The 17,284-nt window shown below is 40.6% G+C and carries 15 protein-coding genes and 1 pseudogene; 9 read left to right on the top strand and 7 right to left on the bottom strand.

Annotated features, from left to right (window positions below; all coding sequences use genetic code 11):
• Nucleotides 1-139: 139 nt before the first annotated feature.
• Nucleotides 140-1,447 (bottom strand): annotated as a pseudogene (locus C9J45_RS07395) (serine hydrolase domain-containing protein).
• Nucleotides 1,448-1,961: 514 nt separating this feature from the next.
• On the opposite strand from C9J45_RS07395, the gene C9J45_RS07385 reads away from it, so the two are divergent.
• The 4 genes from C9J45_RS07385 to rdgC all read left to right on the top strand — a co-directional run bounded on the left by C9J45_RS07385 (nucleotide 1,962) and on the right by rdgC (nucleotide 5,356).
• Nucleotides 1,962-2,204, top strand: coding sequence for a hypothetical protein (locus tag C9J45_RS07385; RefSeq protein WP_107205957.1), 243 nt, complete (start codon nucleotides 1,962-1,964; stop codon nucleotides 2,202-2,204).
• A 172-nt stretch (nucleotides 2,205-2,376) separates the two neighbouring features.
• A complete protein-coding gene (locus C9J45_RS07380; RefSeq protein WP_005369367.1) occupies nucleotides 2,377-2,769 on the top strand; it encodes a hypothetical protein in 393 nt (130 codons plus the stop codon).
• A gap of 291 nt (nucleotides 2,770-3,060) precedes the next feature.
• Entirely contained in the window at nucleotides 3,061-4,287 is a 1,227-nt protein-coding gene (locus C9J45_RS07375; RefSeq protein ID WP_107287723.1) for an NAD(P)/FAD-dependent oxidoreductase, read from the top strand.
• Between the two features lie 157 nt (nucleotides 4,288-4,444).
• Nucleotides 4,445-5,356 carry a recombination-associated protein RdgC gene (gene rdgC / locus C9J45_RS07370; protein ID WP_199187096.1) on the top strand — a complete coding sequence of 304 codons (912 nt, stop codon included), beginning with the start codon at nucleotides 4,445-4,447 and terminating at the stop codon, nucleotides 5,354-5,356.
• 102 nt (nucleotides 5,357-5,458) lie between these two features.
• Here the strand turns inward: rdgC and C9J45_RS07365 are convergent, their stop codons facing one another.
• From C9J45_RS07365 to C9J45_RS07355, 3 genes are all read right to left on the bottom strand, one after another.
• Nucleotides 5,459-6,892, bottom strand: coding sequence for a permease (locus C9J45_RS07365; RefSeq protein WP_107292368.1), 1,434 nt, complete (start codon nucleotides 6,890-6,892; stop codon nucleotides 5,459-5,461).
• Nucleotides 6,893-7,024: 132 nt separating this feature from the next.
• Nucleotides 7,025-7,618, bottom strand: a complete 594-nt coding sequence (locus C9J45_RS07360; protein WP_107205953.1) for a DNA-3-methyladenine glycosylase I — start codon at nucleotides 7,616-7,618, stop codon at nucleotides 7,025-7,027.
• Nucleotides 7,619-7,687: 69 nt separating this feature from the next.
• Nucleotides 7,688-9,049 carry a GntP family permease gene (locus tag C9J45_RS07355; RefSeq protein WP_107205952.1) on the bottom strand — a complete coding sequence of 454 codons (1,362 nt, stop codon included), beginning with the start codon at nucleotides 9,047-9,049 and terminating at the stop codon, nucleotides 7,688-7,690.
• A gap of 163 nt (nucleotides 9,050-9,212) precedes the next feature.
• Between C9J45_RS07355 and C9J45_RS07350 the strand changes: the two genes are divergently transcribed.
• Genes C9J45_RS07350 through C9J45_RS07340 form a run of 3 tightly spaced genes read left to right on the top strand, consistent with a single transcriptional unit; the run spans nucleotide 9,213 to nucleotide 12,173 of the window.
• Nucleotides 9,213-9,725 carry a gluconokinase gene (locus C9J45_RS07350; RefSeq protein WP_107205951.1) on the top strand — a complete coding sequence of 171 codons (513 nt, stop codon included), beginning with the start codon at nucleotides 9,213-9,215 and terminating at the stop codon, nucleotides 9,723-9,725.
• Nucleotides 9,722-11,512: a phosphogluconate dehydratase gene (gene edd, locus C9J45_RS07345; RefSeq protein WP_107205950.1), complete on the top strand. Its 1,791-nt coding sequence runs from the start codon at nucleotides 9,722-9,724 to the stop codon at nucleotides 11,510-11,512. The genes C9J45_RS07350 and edd overlap by 4 nt, the downstream gene beginning before the upstream one ends.
• A gap of 22 nt (nucleotides 11,513-11,534) precedes the next feature.
• Nucleotides 11,535-12,173: a bifunctional 4-hydroxy-2-oxoglutarate aldolase/2-dehydro-3-deoxy-phosphogluconate aldolase gene (locus C9J45_RS07340; RefSeq protein ID WP_045127690.1), complete on the top strand. Its 639-nt coding sequence runs from the start codon at nucleotides 11,535-11,537 to the stop codon at nucleotides 12,171-12,173.
• A gap of 83 nt (nucleotides 12,174-12,256) precedes the next feature.
• Here the strand turns inward: C9J45_RS07340 and C9J45_RS07335 are convergent, their stop codons facing one another.
• Entirely contained in the window at nucleotides 12,257-13,285 is a 1,029-nt protein-coding gene (locus tag C9J45_RS07335; RefSeq protein WP_107205949.1) for a substrate-binding domain-containing protein, read from the bottom strand.
• 278 nt (nucleotides 13,286-13,563) lie between these two features.
• Between C9J45_RS07335 and yegQ the strand changes: the two genes are divergently transcribed.
• Nucleotides 13,564-14,952 (top strand): tRNA 5-hydroxyuridine modification protein YegQ, encoded by a 1,389-nt coding sequence (yegQ, locus tag C9J45_RS07330; protein WP_045084309.1) that lies wholly within the window; start codon nucleotides 13,564-13,566, stop codon nucleotides 14,950-14,952.
• Nucleotides 14,953-14,957: 5 nt separating this feature from the next.
• The gene (locus C9J45_RS07325) at nucleotides 14,958-15,212 is read left to right on the top strand and encodes a YfhL family 4Fe-4S dicluster ferredoxin (protein WP_005369403.1); all 255 of its coding nucleotides are present in this window, start codon (nucleotides 14,958-14,960) and stop codon (nucleotides 15,210-15,212) included.
• 83 nt (nucleotides 15,213-15,295) lie between these two features.
• Here the strand turns inward: C9J45_RS07325 and mepA are convergent, their stop codons facing one another.
• Both mepA and fdhD read right to left on the bottom strand, forming a co-directional pair.
• Complete coding sequence (gene mepA, locus C9J45_RS07320) at nucleotides 15,296-16,126, bottom strand: penicillin-insensitive murein endopeptidase (protein WP_107205948.1); 831 nt, start codon at nucleotides 16,124-16,126, stop codon at nucleotides 15,296-15,298.
• Nucleotides 16,127-16,440: 314 nt separating this feature from the next.
• Nucleotides 16,441-17,268: a formate dehydrogenase accessory sulfurtransferase FdhD gene (gene fdhD / locus C9J45_RS07315; RefSeq protein WP_107292367.1), complete on the bottom strand. Its 828-nt coding sequence runs from the start codon at nucleotides 17,266-17,268 to the stop codon at nucleotides 16,441-16,443.
• Nucleotides 17,269-17,284 lie beyond the last annotated feature (16 nt).

Genomic DNA, 17,284 nt, shown 5'->3' with positions numbered 1-17,284 from the left:
TAGTTTGGGGAAATAAGGTATGTTTTTAAGTGAGTTAAAATTAAAAAGACCGCTATGAAGCGATCTTTTAAATGTATATTTAACAGTGGCTCTATTTATACGTACAAAAAATCGTCAAAAGATGATTATTCATCCTGCGTTAGGCTGTTTTTAATACTTCACATAATTTATTAAGCAGTAAGGCTCTTTCCCTGAAATCCACAAAATAGTTATTAATGAGTAGTACAACACCATTTCCAGTATCTGGATCGATCATAACTCGTGACAGAATGCCAGGCCCACCACCATCATGTCCCCAAAATGTACCGTGTCGTGCCGTTTTAAATTGGAACCATCCAAGTCCAAGATTACTACCTGTTGTAAGATCATTACGCTGAACATGAAAAATACTATCGATGGTTTCTCTTTTGAGTAATGCCGTTTTAGCTTTATTCTGTGAAAGGAAGGATTGCATAAAAGTGGTTAATGCCAAAGTGGAAGATCCTAGTAATCCGGCTGCATTGAAAGGTGAAAAATAACTACAATCATCAATAGTATAATAGTTTTTATTGCCATCAGAAGGGATGACCCTTTGACTTAAGTAACCGCGATCTTTCATGCTTTTGGTATATACGCCCATAATTGGAGCTCGAGGACTGTTTTTCGCTTCGTAAGGCGTAATGAGTTTTTGTTGATCTAAATCGGCTTTCTGCCAACCGATATCTTTGATTCCTAAGGGGGAAAATATATATTTATATGTATATTCTTCAAAGGATAAATTAGTTACTTTTTCAATTAGATAAGCAGCAACTAAAGCATTCAAATTTGAATAACCTGCGATCACACCAATAGGATCTGGTGTAACTTGCGTGAAATCACCAGGCTGGTAAAGGTCAAAAACCAAATCTGAACGGTAATGAGCACCATCCGGAGAAATATTAGATGTAATCCATGCATTCAGATCATCAGAGTAATCTTTACAGAAAAAATCTGCCATGCTGTCCGGGTCTGATGTCATTCTTCGAGAAGACAAGGATGATGTGTGAGTTAACAATTGATATGGCGTGATCGGGATCTCAGGAAAGTGGGGATTTCACATGGTGAATCCCAAATAATCGCTAACATCACCATCTAGCTTTATTTTACCTTTTTCCACTAATTGCATCACGGCAGTCCAAGTGACCAACTTACTGACAGAGCCTAAAGTCGGCCATATGCTTTCAAACGTTGCCGGTTTTTTACTTTCTAGATTTTGATAACCAGAACTCTTTTCCCAGACTAACTCACCATTTTTAATTAGAGCAGCACTGATGCTGGCTGCTGGTAGATCAGTTATTGCATTTTCCAGTAAATCTTCTAACGCTTTTTCTGGTGTTTGCTTTTTAGTAAGAGCCCAAGCTCCGGTTACACCAACTAATCCTCCGATTCCAACACCTTTTAATAACCTTCTTCTCGAAATCTTATTCATTTTTACTCCATCCCTAAAGTAATAAAGCTCTTGATACTAAATAATCATGAGCGAACAATGCCACAATTGATCTTGATTTATTAGATAACACTTAAGGACGGGTATGTTTAAACTATTAAATTAAAATTGGATGCATTTAACATATGGAGTCTTTCATGTATTACGTAATCCTAATTCACATTACAAACCATCCTTTTACTCTCAAAAACGACCTATTTACTTCTAGTTGCCCACGTTACTATTAAGTAAAGAGTGTGAACCATCAGCACACCTCCTCTTTCTCATCAGCTCTTCTTTGCATCACTCAAAAATTTATTCTCACTTAATTTCCCATAAATTCATAAACCTACAAACCCATCCCGAGCCGAATTCATATCACCAATACAATTATTACCCATAAGTAATAATTAATTACCAAATTGTGTAATTGTTTTGCTTTTTGAAAGAATTAATATAGCCACATCGAAACGCACAAGGCGTTCACAAAAATTCAAAACAAAAGGTTTTATTACTCATGAAAACAGTTATTAAAGCAACAATCGCAGCCGCTATTATCGCAACATCTTTTACTGCTGCAGCAAAAGACGGTAACTTCACTGGCAACATTAACGTTAAGCAATCAAAAACTAATGCAGTTAATATTGGTCACTACCAAAAACAAGGCACTGCTGAACGCTCTCACTCTGGCTTAGTATTTTCACAGCACAAAGCTGCATTAAACTTTTCTGAAAAGCTACTTTCAGCAGCAGATAAGTAAGTATTACCCATAAAAGAACACGACTCTTTCTTTTATTATTACCGTTTAACGATTGTTCTTTCTATTTTCCATTAATTACTAACTTAAAAGGTAATTATTGTACTTTTTGTTACCCCCTACAAAAGGCTGAATCCGCTATTTCAGCCTTATTATAAAAAATAAGGTCAATCCAATGACAACATTAACCGAAAAGCCAGGCATCACTCTGATTAAATCAGGTACTTTTAAGCTAAATGATTTAAGCAAACTGTTAGAAGTTGAAGGCTTAAAAAGTGATATGGCTGAAGTTGCTGTAACAAACAACAGCGCGCCATTGACGATTGGTCATTTCACTATGTCTCCAGGCGTAGAGTTTGAATACTTTTACGATTCAGTAGAATACAAAGTAGTTACTAAAGGTAAAATCGTAATGCGTGATACAGACGGCAACAAATACGTTGCTGAAGTAGGCGACGTTATTCTGTTCTCACCTGATGTTACTGTTATCTTCGATGCAGAAAGTGACGGCGAAGCTATCTACACAGCACACCGCCAAGCAGCTGAAGACTTCGCGCCTGCTAAATAAGTTCATTGCCAAATGAATCCTCTAAAGCCTTGAGTTTTGCTCAAGGCTTTTTTTCGCCCCAAGCATTTTATTCTATTAAAGAATCCTTAACCCCTAAGGATTGCAAAAAACAAATACCCACAAGATCATAAAATCCCATCTAGACTCTATAGTAATTTTTAAACCTATCATTTCGCCTTTCGATAAAGTGCTCTTCCATGATCGGCTAACAACCTTTTATTTTTGTTAACAGGTTGACGGTGATAACTAATCCATCTGAACGGACTTATAACCAGAATGTGAGGAGTTCATATGTCACGAATTATTATTGTCGGTGGGGGTGCTGCTGGCATTGAACTATCAACCCTATTAAAGAAAACAATAAGAAAAGAAGATGATGTCATCTTAGTTGAACCAGAAACCCATCACTTCTGGAAACCGCGTTTGCATGAAATCGCAGCGGGGACATTTGATAGCGATCTTGATACGGTTTGTTATTTCACTCATGGCGCGCGACATGGCTATCAGCATTATCAAGCCTCAATGACAGATATCCATCGCGAAGAAAAAACGATTTCTGTCTGTAGTGCTGCCGATAACATTAACTATGAGCTGGATTACGATTATTTAATTATCGCTATTGGCGCGGTAAGCAATGACTTTAATACCCCTGGCGCTAAAGACCATTGCATCTTTTTAGACTCAGCCAACCAAGCACGCCAAGCATGGCACCGAATGAGCTACATTTTACGTGCAGGAGAGCCCCGTACAGTTAATATTGTCGGCGCTGGTGCAACAGGGGTTGAACTGGCAGCAGAGCTTGAACGTGTGAGTAGAAAGCTACAACGTTATAACGGCACACCGTTAACGATTAATTTAATAGAAGCGGCAGATCGCGTATTACCAAATAGTCCTGAAAAAATGTCGCGTAAGGTGCAGCAAGAGCTTGAGAAAAATAACATTAATGTTTTACTTCAAACTCGCATTAGCGAAGTGACTGAGAAAAGTATGATCACAAGCGATGATCGTACGCTTGATGCTGATGTTCAATTTTGGGCGGCTGGGATTAAGGCCCCTGATTGGCTAAATGGTATTGGCGGATTGGCTTATAACCGTATCAATCAAATTGAAGTCAATATGGATTTAACCACAACGGTTGATGACTGTATTTTCGCGCTCGGTGATTGCGCGGCTATTCCGCAACCCGATGGCAGTTTTGTTCCACCAAAGGCACAGGCGGCGAATCGAGCAGCAGAACATTTAGCCAAAAGTTTGGGTGGTTTTTTACATGGGAAACCACTCACTGACTTTATCTTTAAAGATGGCGGAATGGTGGTTGCGGTTGGGCATTACTTTGCGGTTGGCTCTTTTGCTCCCGGCTCTAAAATGGAAAGCCAGTTTGTGTTACATGGGCTACTTATTCGCCGCATCTACGATACGATTTTCCGTTTACACCAAAGAACCATCAGTAACATGTTTACGGTTTCTCGGTTAATGGTTGCTAAACGTATGAAAGCGATTTTCAAACCTAAAATATAACGGCTTTATTGTGAGAGCATAAATTTAATTTTACTCACAGTTCAGTAAGTTATTACACAATCTTAAGCTTCAATCACAAACGCCTCTTAGTAATTTTTAGTGGTTAGGTTAATATGTGCGACCCAACTGTTTAACCCTAGGAAGTGTGACTGCCATGATGTGGTTTAAGAATTTACTAACCTACCGCTTTACGCGTGAAATTGATTTAAATGCAGACCAACTGGAAAAACAGCTGGAAGAGTTCCGCTTCACGCCTTGTGGCAGCCAAGATATCCAAAAATTTGGCTGGGCACACGCATTAGGCAAACATGGTGATATGTTCACCCATGTTTCTGGCGACAATATTTTAATTTGTGCGCGTAAAGAAGAAAAAATGCTGCCAGCTTCTGTGATCAAAGAATCACTGAATAACAAAATTGAGATACAGGAAAAAGATCTTGGTCGTAAGCTGAAAAAGACTGAGAAAGATACGCTTAAAGATGAAATCGTGATGGATTTACTGCCTCGCGCTTTCAGTCGTCAATCGCAAACTTTTGCCCTTATCATGCCAAAGCTTGGCTATATTGTGGTTGATGCAGGCAGCTTTAAAAAAGCAGAAGATATGCTAGCGCTACTACGTAAATCTATCGGTAGCCTACCTGTTGTACCTGTCGTTCCTGAAAAACCGTTAGCCCTAACGATGACAGAATGGGTACGTAGCAATCAAGCGCCTCATGGTTTCACTATCGGTGAAGAAGCAGAGTTTAAAGCGATTGAAGAAGATGGCGGTGTGATCCGTTGTAAACAACAGGATTTAAACTGCGACGAAATTCTTGCACACATTGAAGCAAACAAGGTGGTAACGAAACTGGCTTTAAACTGGCAAGACCGTGTCGACTTTGTCCTTGCTGATGATTTAACCGTGAAACGTTTGAAGTTCTCTGATGAAATCAAAGATCAAAACGAAGATATCGACCGTGAAGATATGGCGCAACGTATTGATGCGGATTTATCACTGATGGGTGGCGAGTTCTCAGCATTCTTACCAAACCTATTTGAAGTGGTTGGCGGTTTAGAAAATAAAGGCTAATCCCTTTATTTAATCGACATCGAATATGCGAAATAAAAGCCGTGGTGCTCTGTTGTTTTTACAACCTAAGCACCACGGCTTTGTTATTGACTCGCGGATTGATTACATGCTCATTCCCATGCCTGCATTGGCTTTTTTACCTAAACGGTAATACCAAATAGAAAGCGGAATGAAGATCAAGTTCATCACTGTGGTCATGTTCATACCAAAACCGGATTGGTTTAAAGTACGTAAGGTTTGATCGGTTGTGACCCAACCAAAACCGTTGAAAATGGCATCAACGCACATACCTGTAAATATAATCGCAATAAACAGTAAACCCACCATCCATTTTGTTGGACGTTTACCATAATATTTTTGGTACACACGCATCATTGGAATGGTTAATACATCGGAAAGAATAAAGCCAATCACCCCACCAAATGAAATGCCACCATGCCACAGTGCTGCCGCTAAAATTAAGTTACCCACTGAACATACATAGGCAATCATAGCAACAAAAACACCGATAATGACATCAAGCAACGAGTGTAACCAAGCAGGTAATCCGGCATCATTACTGATAAATAAGGCGCGCCAACCTTCTTGTGGCACTAAAGCAATTAAGATTGATGATACAACAACACCAATTAAGATCTCTTTGCCTATCATTGCCAAATCCATTTGGAAGAAGCTGGCAGATTTAGTGATTTTTGCCATTACGCCAGTGTCATTTTTTGCTGGCATAGCCATGTTAGACATATCCATGCCGCAATCACTGCTCTCATGTTTCATGTTAGACATGTCCATGCCGCAATCACTACTCTCATGCTTCATGTTAGACATGTCCATGCCGCAATCACTGCTCTCATGTTTCATGTTAGACATGTCCATGCCGCAATCACTTCCCTCATGCTTCATGTTAGACATGTCCATGCCGCAATCACTGCTCTCATGTTTCATGTTAGACATGTCCATACCGCAATCACTGCTCTCATGTTTCATGTTAGACATGTCCATACCGCAATCACTGCTCTCATGCTTCATTTCAGACATATCCATGCCACAACTGGCTTTTTGTTGCGGCGCAGCATTGGCTATGTGCTGACGTAATTCTTGTTCAACATCTTTGGGATAAAAACGGCTAAACAAAAAGCCAACAGTTGCAATTAAGATCAAGCCACCAATAACTTCACCCCATAAAAATGTCCAGCCCATGAGTGCTACCAGCACAATAAACATTTCCACTATCAAATTAGTGCTTGATACTAAAAATGCCATTGCGTTAGCGACTGTTGCCTTTTTGGCTAATAGGGTGTGAGACAGTGACGCCGCAGCATAAGAACACGATGATGACATCATGCCTAATAGCGTGGTAAAGCTAAGGCTTTTCACATCGGTTTTACCCAAGTGTTGCACCACGGTATCAACGGGTAATAAGTTACGAATAAAAGAAGAGAGTATTAAGCCAAAGGCTAATGGCCAAAAGATTTGCCATGACATGTTAAAAAACACAGAAATGACATGAAAGATGATATTGCTATCCCCACTTTCCATGAAGAGACCTTTGTTGTTATTTATAAGAGAGATGTCGTTAAGCATAGTACGCTTATCTAAAGCGTTGCATTGCTTTATCACTCAAACTAACTTTGCAAATGTGCCTAAATAAAAGTTTAACAATATCAATAACTAGCTATTTTTTGAATAACCGTGACAGGTTGTTAGATGATCGTTCACCATGCCTACTGCTTGCATAAAGGAATAACAAGTCACTGCACCTATAAATTTAAAACCTTGCTTTTTTAACACCTTACTCATATTTGCTGATTGCTCAGTTTGTGCTGGTATTTCAGCAATGGTTTGCCATTGATTTATAATGGCTTTGTTATCAACAAACTGCCAAAAGAAATCGACTAATGGGGTGTGTTTTCGCACTGCAACCAAAAGCTCTAAATTATTCAATGCTGCCGCGATTTTACCTTTATGCTTGATAACATCGAACTGCTGGCAAATATGCTCAACTAATCCTTCTCGTGGCTGTGGCAATAATTCTGCTTCAATTTTAGCTAAATCAAAATCAAGAAAAGCTGCTCGATAAGCCGGACGTTTACGCAGAACGGTTAACCAACTCAAGCCACTTTGCATACTCTCTAAAATAAAGCATTCAGCAAGGGCGTTATCATCACACGTTTTTTTGCCCCATTCGGTATCGTGATAATGCTGTAGCAGTGGATCGGTCGTTGCCCAGTCACAACATGTTGTTGGCTTACTCTGGGTTGTCATAATACAGTCCTTATAAAAAAATACGGGAGTATCACTACTCCCGTATTGGCTTCTACACGTTATTTTAATTTATAAGAAAATACTTAATGTTGCAGCAATTGTGAAGGCAATTGTACCTAGAAGAGTTTCCATTACCGTCCACGTTTTTAGGGTTGTTTTCTCATCCATATCTAGCAGTTTACCTACTAGCCAGAATCCTGAATCGTTGAAGTGAGATAACACGGTTGCGCCCGATGCAATTGCAATTACGATGAAACATAAATCTAAAGCACTTAGACCTGTTGTTGCGGCAACCATAGGTGCAATCAGCGCTGCTGTTGTAGTTAGAGCAACCGTTGCTGAACCTTGCGCGACACGTAACGCTGTTGAAACTAAGAATGCCGCCACAATCACTGGCATACCAGTATCAGACATTAAGTTAGCTAACGCGTCACCAATACCACTTGCACGTAGTACGCCACCGAACATACCGCCCGCACCCGTTACAAGAATAACGGCACAGATTGGCGCAAGTGAATCACCGCATAGCTTTTCAAGTTTTGCCATGCCGTAATTCTTAGAAAATAGCGCTAAACAGAACAACAAGGTGATCATCAATGCGATAGGAGTTTTACCCAACATACGTAAGGCATTAACCCAAGCGTCATCACCATTTACCACACCCATTACTGTTAGCGTGTGTAGACCCGTGTCCATAAAGATAAGCACTAAAGGCATTAACAAAATAGCAAGAACTGTTGAAAACTTAGGTAAGTTGTTTTCATCAATTACTTCTTGCGTTGCCAAGAAAGCTTGTGGCAATGGCAGTTTAAAGCGTTCACCCGCCCATAGACCGTAAAGGTAAGCACCTAGGTACCAAGTTGGTAGTGCAATCAACAAACCAACAATGGTCAATAAACCAATATTTGCACCTAATAACTCACTTGCAGCGACAGGACCTGGGTGTGGCGGCAAGAATGCGTGCATTACAGCAAAAGCACCAGCAACAGGTAGCGCGTACTTAATTGTTGAGCCACCAAATTGTTTAGCAACACTAAACAAAATAGGCATCATAACCATTAACCCAGCATCGAAGAAGATTGGAAAACCAAACAACAGCGACGCAACACCTAATGCAAAAGGTGCTCTTTCAGGGCCAAACCTACCAATTAAGGTATCCGCTAGTACTTTAGCGCCCCCTGTTACTTCAAGAATTCGCCCTATCATGGTACCTAGACCGACAAGCAGAGCAACAGAGGCTAATGTGCCTCCAAACCCTGACATCATGGTAGGTACAACTTGATCAGCATTTACACCTGTTACTACTGCTGTAATAAAACTCACTAAAGTTAAAGCTAGGAAAGCATGTAACTTAAATTTCATTATTAGTAATAATAACAACAAGATAGAACATACTGCGATGAACAATAAGTAGGTTGGGTCTAACGTCATACAGGATCTCTCCAGCAAAAAAGAATGTTTTATTCCGTTGTGAATATTTTTATTGTGAGTATCTTCACAACGCTAAATGTTACGGGTAACATGTTACCCGTAACATGGTAACTTACAAGAAAATAGAACAACTGATGTTCAAAAGTGAGATAGAGGTTAAAAAATGGCAGGTCAAAGCATAATTGTAATGGGGGTATGTGGTTGCGGGAAATCTACGATTGGTGAAGGTATCGCCCACAGCTTAAATGCAAAGTTCATCGATGGTGATGATTTACACCCAAGAGCCAACATCCAAAAAATGGCCAGTGGAAATCCATTGAACGATACCGATCGTGAACCTTGGTTAGAACGTATTCGTGATGCGGCTTATAGCCTCGAGAATAAAAATGAAGTTGGGATCATTGTTTGCTCAGCTTTAAAGAAGAAATATCGCGATCAGATCCGTGAAGGTAATCAAAATGTATCGTTCATCTTTTTAGATGGTGATCGTGAATTGATCCTTGACCGAATGCGTACCCGTAAAGGTCATTTTATGCGTGACACCATGTTAACTAGCCAACTTGAAACTCTTGAGCGTCCTGTTGATGAGATGGATGTGTTCACTGTCTCTATCGATGGTTCTATTAACGAAATTATTGAAGATGCTGTTCAGCAATTACGTGAGGCAAATCTATGAATCCGATTATTTCAGCCGTTACCGAGCGCATTAAAGCAAGAAGTGCTGAAAGTTATCCGCAATGGTTAGCCATGACCAAAGAAATGGAACAAGCGGGTAAAGGCCGTAGCCAACTTTCTTGCGGTAATCTTGCTCACGTTGTTGCCGCTAATTGCGCCCAAGAAAAATCAGCAATTTTAGATTTTCTGCATGCCAACATTGCTATCGTCAGTGGCTACAATGACATGCTAAGTGCCCACCAGCCTTATAAATATTACCCAGATATTATTGCAAAATCGCTAGCGGAATACGGTCATACGAGCCAAGTCGCTGGTTGTGTTCCTGCAATGTGTGACGGTATTACTCAAGGTCAACCAGGCATGGAAATGTCGCTCTTTTCTCGTGATATTGTCGCTCAAGCAACGGCAATTACCTTAAGTCATAACGCTTTTGATGCAACATTATTGTTAAGCATCTGCGACAAAATCGCCCCGGGACAATTGATCGGTGCATTATCTTTTGCACACCTTCCAACAGCATTCGTGCCAGTTGGACCTATGGGTACCGGCATAAGCAATGATGAAAAGGTTAGTGTTCGTCAACAATATGCCGCTGGTGAAGTCGATTCCGCTGCGCTATTAACCATGGAATGTCAGGCATACCACTCACCGGGGACTTGTACGTTTTATGGCACAGCGAATACTAATCAACTTATTTTAGAAGCCATGGGCTTAATGCTACCGGGCTCGGCGTTTGTACCACCAACAAGCGAGCTACGTAAAGTATTAACCGAAGAAGCGGCTTGTCGTATTGCTGCGGCAGCAAATCAGCAATCAAGCCAATACCGCCCTCTTTATGAAGTAATGACGGCAGAAAGTTTGGTAAATGGTTTAGTGGCATGGTTAGCCTCGGGTGGCAGTACTAACCATAGCTTACATATGGTGGCGATTGCTCGTAGTGCGGGCATTATTTTAACGTGGGATGACATTAGTGATTTATCTGATGTGGTTCCTTTATTGGTGCGCATGTACCCGAATGGGCCTGCTGATATTAATGCTTTCCAACAAGCAGGTGGCGTACCAACCTTAATGAAAACATTGCACCAACGTGGGCTACTCAATACCAATGTGAAAACGGCGTTTGGTGAATTTACTGATCAAATGACCACCCCAAGCTTACAAGATGGCAAACTGGTATGGTCGCCTTGTGCAGACTCAACAGATAGTGATGTAATTTGTACACCTGAGATCACTTTTAACCCGACAGGTGGCTTAAAAGTATTAAAGGGAAATATTGGTACATCGGTGATTAAAGTGTCTGCGGTTGCAAAACAGCATCAACATATTACAGCACCAGCGAAAGTATTCCGTTGCCAAAACGAGGTTGAAAAAGCCTATAAACAAGGTTTGTTAGATCAAGATGCGATGATTGTTGTGACCCATAACGGACCTGCAGCAAATGGTATGCCTGAACTTCACAAATTAATGCCAATTTTAGGTAATATCCAAAAGAAAGGATATCAAGTCGCATTGGTTACCGATGGTCGCTTATCAGGTGCATCAGGCAAAATTCCTGCTGCAATCCATATTACGCCAGAAGCCCTACGTGGTGGTGCAATTGGTTTAATTCAAGATGGCGATATGGTGGAATTAAATGCGATCACAGGTGAGCTAACGGTTAACGCTGATCTTACAGCTCGTCGCGCACCGATTGAAAACGATATACCTGCATTTACCTTTGGTCGTAACTTATTCGCCAATTTACGCAAGCAAGTTTCAAGTGCCGATACTGGCGCCACTATTTTTTAAGTTATTGGATAGGAAGAAAAACATGAATACTTGGCAAGTTAATCCACAAGATGTGTTTGCCGCATCGCCAGTTGTACCTGTAATGATCATTGAACGCGTAGAAGACGCTGTTCCTATGGCACAAGCACTAAAAAATGGTGGTATCACGGTATTTGAAATTACCCTTCGTACGCCTGTTGCTCTTGATGCAATTCGTGCGATTGCGGAAGCGATGCCTGATGCGATGGTGGGCGCTGGAACGGTACTTACCTGCGAGCAGTATGACGCTGCAGTTGAAGCTGGCGCAAAATTTGTGATTTCTCCAGGAATGACACCTAAGCTACTTAGCTATGCAAAATCTGGCACTGCACCTTTAATTCCAGGTGTGAGTACACCATCAGAAATCATGCAAGCATTAGAGCTTGGCTACCAGCAATTAAAATTCTTCCCTGCAGAAGCGAATGGTGGTGCTAAAGCTCTCGCCGCTATTGCAGCGCCATTACCACAAGTACAGTTCTGCCCAACTGGCGGCATTAGCCCAGCAAACGTTGATCAGTACAAAGCGGTGAAATGTGTTGCCACCGTTGGTGGTTCTTGGATGCTACCTAAAGATCTGATTGATAATGGTCAGTGGGAAGAAATCACCAAACTTTCTCAAGAGGCGGTAGCGCTATTAGCGTAATGCTAAATCAATCAGTGATTAATAAATAAAGATTGATGAATAAATGTAGGCAGCGCACGTGACTCTCGTGCGCTGTTTTTTTATTACTTACTTTCTACTTCAGGCTTTCCTAAGCTCTCGCCTAAGTACAAGCTATAACCAATATCTTGAATAGGATTAGCCACTTTCTTTCCTGCTAATTTCTTCAATAATAATGTCGCAGCTGCAGCACCAATTTCTTCACGTGGTGTATTCACACTCGCAAGCGTCGGTGAAATCGCTTTACCAATATCTAAGGCGTTATAACCTGCAATGGCTACCTGACTTGGAATGGCAACATTGTGCTCTTGGCAATGCATCATAGCGCCAATTGCTAAGTCATCATTGGTACAAAACACAGCATCTAACTCTGGGTGTTGCGAGAGAGCCTGACGCATTAATTCTCGCCCTTGGGTAAAGCTCGAGTGCTCTTCTGTCGAGACAATACGTGGCGTTAGTCCTTTTGCTTCCATCGCTTGAATATAGCCGTCACAACGCAATTGGGTACGGCGATCTAATCGCGCAGCGAAATAAACAATATTGCAGCGTCCGTATTCAATCATCTTAGAGACTAAATCAAATGCCGCCTGTTGGTGATCCAACCCTACCGCCATATCAATTGGATGTTCAGGCAAATCAATCGTTTCTACCACTGGAATAGCCGCAGCATTGATCATCTTATAACTGCGTTCGCTGTGAATACTTTCAGTCAAAATCAAACCATCAACATGGTAAGACAATAACGAAGCAATCTTCTCTTCTTCCTCTTCCGCACTGTAGCCATAGTGGGTGATCAGGGTTTGATAACCTTCTTTTTTGGTTACCGATTCAATCCCTTGTAATAAAGAAGCAAACACTTGGTTAGATAACGATGGCAGTAAGATCCCAATCGCCTTACTGTTACGGTTCGATAAAATATCAGGCGCGCGACTGGCGACATAACCTAGCTCTTCCACCACTACCGCGATTTTTTCTCGTGTACTTTCAGCCACAGAGCTAGGATCACGCAAATAACGACTCACCGTCATTTTTGTTACTCCCACCTGTTTTGCAACATCATTTAATGTGGGACGGTGTTTCGGTTTGGTTGTCATTAGTCTGTCCTGACGATGAAATGAAGAAAATAAAATGCAATAGACGTAGATTATGAGGTAAATCTAATAGCAGCAACTATTTATCTGTAATTTCATCACGATTAGATTGTTTACGCCCCGCCTTAAAAGCGATTTTACCGAATGTAATTATTGCAACAAAGAAAAAACTCAATGAGAAAAGTGGCACTTAGGTCACGAAAAACGTAAAATCCCGCCTTAACTTTGTATCACTAGGTGATACGAACTGATCTGGAATCAGAATAAGAGAATATAGAGCAATGTTTAAACCAGAATTACTTTCACCTGCAGGCAGCCTTAAAAACATGCGTTACGCATTTGCCTACGGCGCTGATGCCGTTTATGCAGGTCAACCTCGCTACAGTCTTCGCGTTCGTAATAACGAGTTCAACCACGAAAACCTAAAGATTGGTATTGATGAAGCACATGCTCAAGGTAAAAAGCTGTATGTGGTATGTAATATTCAACCGCATAACTCAAAGCTAAAAACCTTCATTCGCGATCTTAAACCAATCGTAGAAATGGGCCCTGACGCACTTATCATGTCAGATCCAGGTCTTATTATGATGGTTCGTGAAGCATTCCCTGAGGTTGTTATTCACCTGTCAGTTCAAGCCAACGCAGTTAACTGGGCAACAGTGAAATTCTGGGCTAGCCAAGGTGTTGAGCGTGTCATTCTATCTCGTGAGTTATCACTAGAAGAAATCGAAGAAATTCGTGAGCATTGCCCTGACACTGAACTAGAAATCTTCGTTCATGGTGCTCTTTGCATGGCTTACTCTGGTCGCTGCCTACTTTCTGGTTACATCAACAAGCGCGATCCAAACCAAGGCACATGTACGAATGCTTGCCGTTGGGAATATAAAACAGAAAAAGCGACTGAAAACGATGCGGGTCAAATCGTTGAAATTCAAGACGCAGTGCAAACACAAGACGTTGAAGAGCGTCCTGATAATACACTAGGTCTAGGAAAACCCATTGATGATGTTGTGCTACTAAGCGAATCTCACCGTCCTGAAGAAAAAATGGCGGCGTTTGAAGATGAGCATGGTACTTACATTATGAACTCAAAAGATCTTCGTGCTGTTCAACACGTTGAGCGTCTAACTAAGATGGGTGTTCACTCACTGAAGATTGAAGGCCGCACTAAGTCGTTCTACTACTGTGCTCGTACTGCGCAAGTTTACCGTAAAGCGATTGATGATGCTGTTGCAGGTAAACCATTTGATGAATCATTACTAGGCACATTAGAAAGCTTAGCGCACCGTGGTTACACTGAAGGTTTCCTACGTCGTCACACCCATGACACGTACCAAAACTATGACTACGGTTACTCAATTTCTGATTCTCAACAATTTGTTGGTGAGTTCACAGGTAAACGCCGTGGCGATCTTGCTGAAGTTGAAGTGAAGAACAAGTTCGTTGTTGGTGATAGCCTTGAAGTAATGACACCAAAAGGTAACGTTATCTTCAACCTTGAGACAATGGAAAACCGTAAGTCTGAAGTAATTGATGACGCGAAAGGCAATGGACACTTCGTATTTATCCCTGTACCTGCTGATATGGATCTTGATTTTGGTCTGTTAATGCGTAACTTGGGTAATGGCGAAGATACACGTAACCCTCACGCTCCTAAAGACGGTAAATAAGCACTATGGCACTGCTCATTACAAGCAAATGCATTAACTGCGACATGTGTGATCCTGAATGCCCTAACGAGGCGATCACCATGGGTGATAGCATCTATGAAATAAACCCAGATCGCTGTACTGAATGTAAAGGGCATTACGACAAGCCGACCTGTCAGTCGGTTTGTCCAATCACCAACTGCATTATTACCGATCCTGATCACGTTGAATCTGACGATGAACTGCTAGAAAAGTTTGTTACCTTACAAGGTCTTGCTTAGTTCTTATTCGATCCAACCATCAAACAATAAAAAAGCGCCTTGCGGCGCTTTTTTTATACCTATACACAGTTAATTTAGAAAAATTAACTATTAATAAGCACCTTACACTGAGCTGGTAACACTGGCTTCGGTTTAGGTTTTGGTTTAACCGCCGGTTTATTTGACTCAGGCTTTTTAAAATCTGGTGACCATGAGGCTAACTCTTTACCACAGCCATCACCTGCTGGTGGTGGGGTTTGTGGCTCACAGTAGGTACTGCCTTCAGGACAATTTAACCGGACATGGAAATGGTAGTAATGACCAAACCAAGGACGAACTTTACGTAACCAATCACGATCTTTCCACTCCGTTTTACAAAGCTGCTCTTTGATCACAGGATGAACGAATATACGGGCGACACGATCATCACTTGCCGCAAGCTGGATCAAATGCGCTTGTTTACTGCTCCAGTTCTTTTCGATGATTTTGTGATTTTTCACATCAACCATAGGTAGTGCTGAAACTGTTTTTAGATCGTTCTGTGATAACGGTTTTTCTGGAATACGTAACCAAATATCTGCATCCAAGCCTGTTTGGTGGCTGGCGTGACCTGATGAAAAGCGTCCACCACGAGGCATCGCAATATCTCCCACCAGCACATTACCAATTTTCAGTTGCTGTGCAGTTTTCATTAACTCTTTTAAGAAAGTGATTGTTTCAGGGTTACCATAGTAACGGCCGCGTTCAGCGCGGATAACTTGATAACCATCACCTTCCAGTGGCAGTGCTTCCGCGCCTGCTAAACACCCATTCGAGTATGAGCCGATAGACATTGACTCACCAGATGTTGGTGTTTTTACTTTTTCCCAAGGTGTTGCTATCACGCTCGTACTTGAAGCTACAAGTAACAATCCTGTTAATATTTTCCCTAACACAACTGATTCCTAATTATGATAAAAAACAAATCATAACTTATGCATTTTAATGACTCCAATAAAATCATGCTGTTAATCATTTATAATTCACAGTCATAAAAATATTTATATATCACCTATAATTAAAAGTCTGGTTATCTTATACAACTAAAATTAAAGGGGATTATTGGTTTGTTTAAGTCAGTCTTTGTTACTTTTACTTATTTAACATGATTATTACTGATTAATGGAAATATAAACAAAGAAAGTATTAACGTCATAAACCTCTTATATTATTTTATAAATAATCTAGGTTTTAATTTTATGAAATATGCTTAATTTATTATTCTATGTTTTTTTGTATAAATAGTAGCCCTACCTTCTCGACAAAACCCTATTAATGTCAATCCAGATTCTTCAGCTAAATTAATCGCTAATGCTGTAGGTGCTGATACTGCAAATAATATCTCCACACCGACAGATGTTGCCTTTTGCACTATTTCATAACTAGCACGACTGGTAATTAAGATTGCACCTTTGGTAAGTTGCGAATATTTTGCACGAGCGCCTATTAACTTATCTAGCGCCACATGACGACCAACATCTTCATAAATCGCCGCTAATTCACCGTGTTCATTTAACCATACGGCAGCATGGGTACAACCTGTACGGTTAGCGAGTTCCTGATTCTCATGTAGAAACTTAATAGATTGATTAATAACAGAAAGAGGCATTCTTTGCGTATCAGGAACCGTATTTACAGGCTTCATTGCTTGCTTTAAATGTTCAATACCACACAACCCACAACCGGTTCTTCCTACCAGTTGTCGACGCTGTTCTTTTAGCATCATAAAAGCACGATTTTGTAATTCTATATAAACTTCTATCCCCTCTTTACTACTTTTTATATCAATGTTTTTTATTTCTTTAATATTGTTAATAATTCTTTCAGATAATGAAAAACCAATTGCGAAGTTTTCTAGATTTGATGGGGTTGCCATCATTACTGCATGAGATATTCCATTATAAATAAGCGCAATGGGAACTTCTTCTGCAATAAAGTCTTCACATTCTATTTTTATCCCGTTCTTATATTTAATTATTTCATAAACAGAATATTCCTGATGCTCTATATATTCATCAGTAATTAAACAACTAGACATTTATTATTTCACACAA

It is taken from the genome of Photobacterium sp. GB-1 (assembly GCF_003026165.1).
Taxonomy (GTDB): domain Bacteria; phylum Pseudomonadota; class Gammaproteobacteria; order Enterobacterales; family Vibrionaceae; genus Photobacterium.
This window is presented reverse-complemented; position numbering and strand designations above follow the sequence as displayed.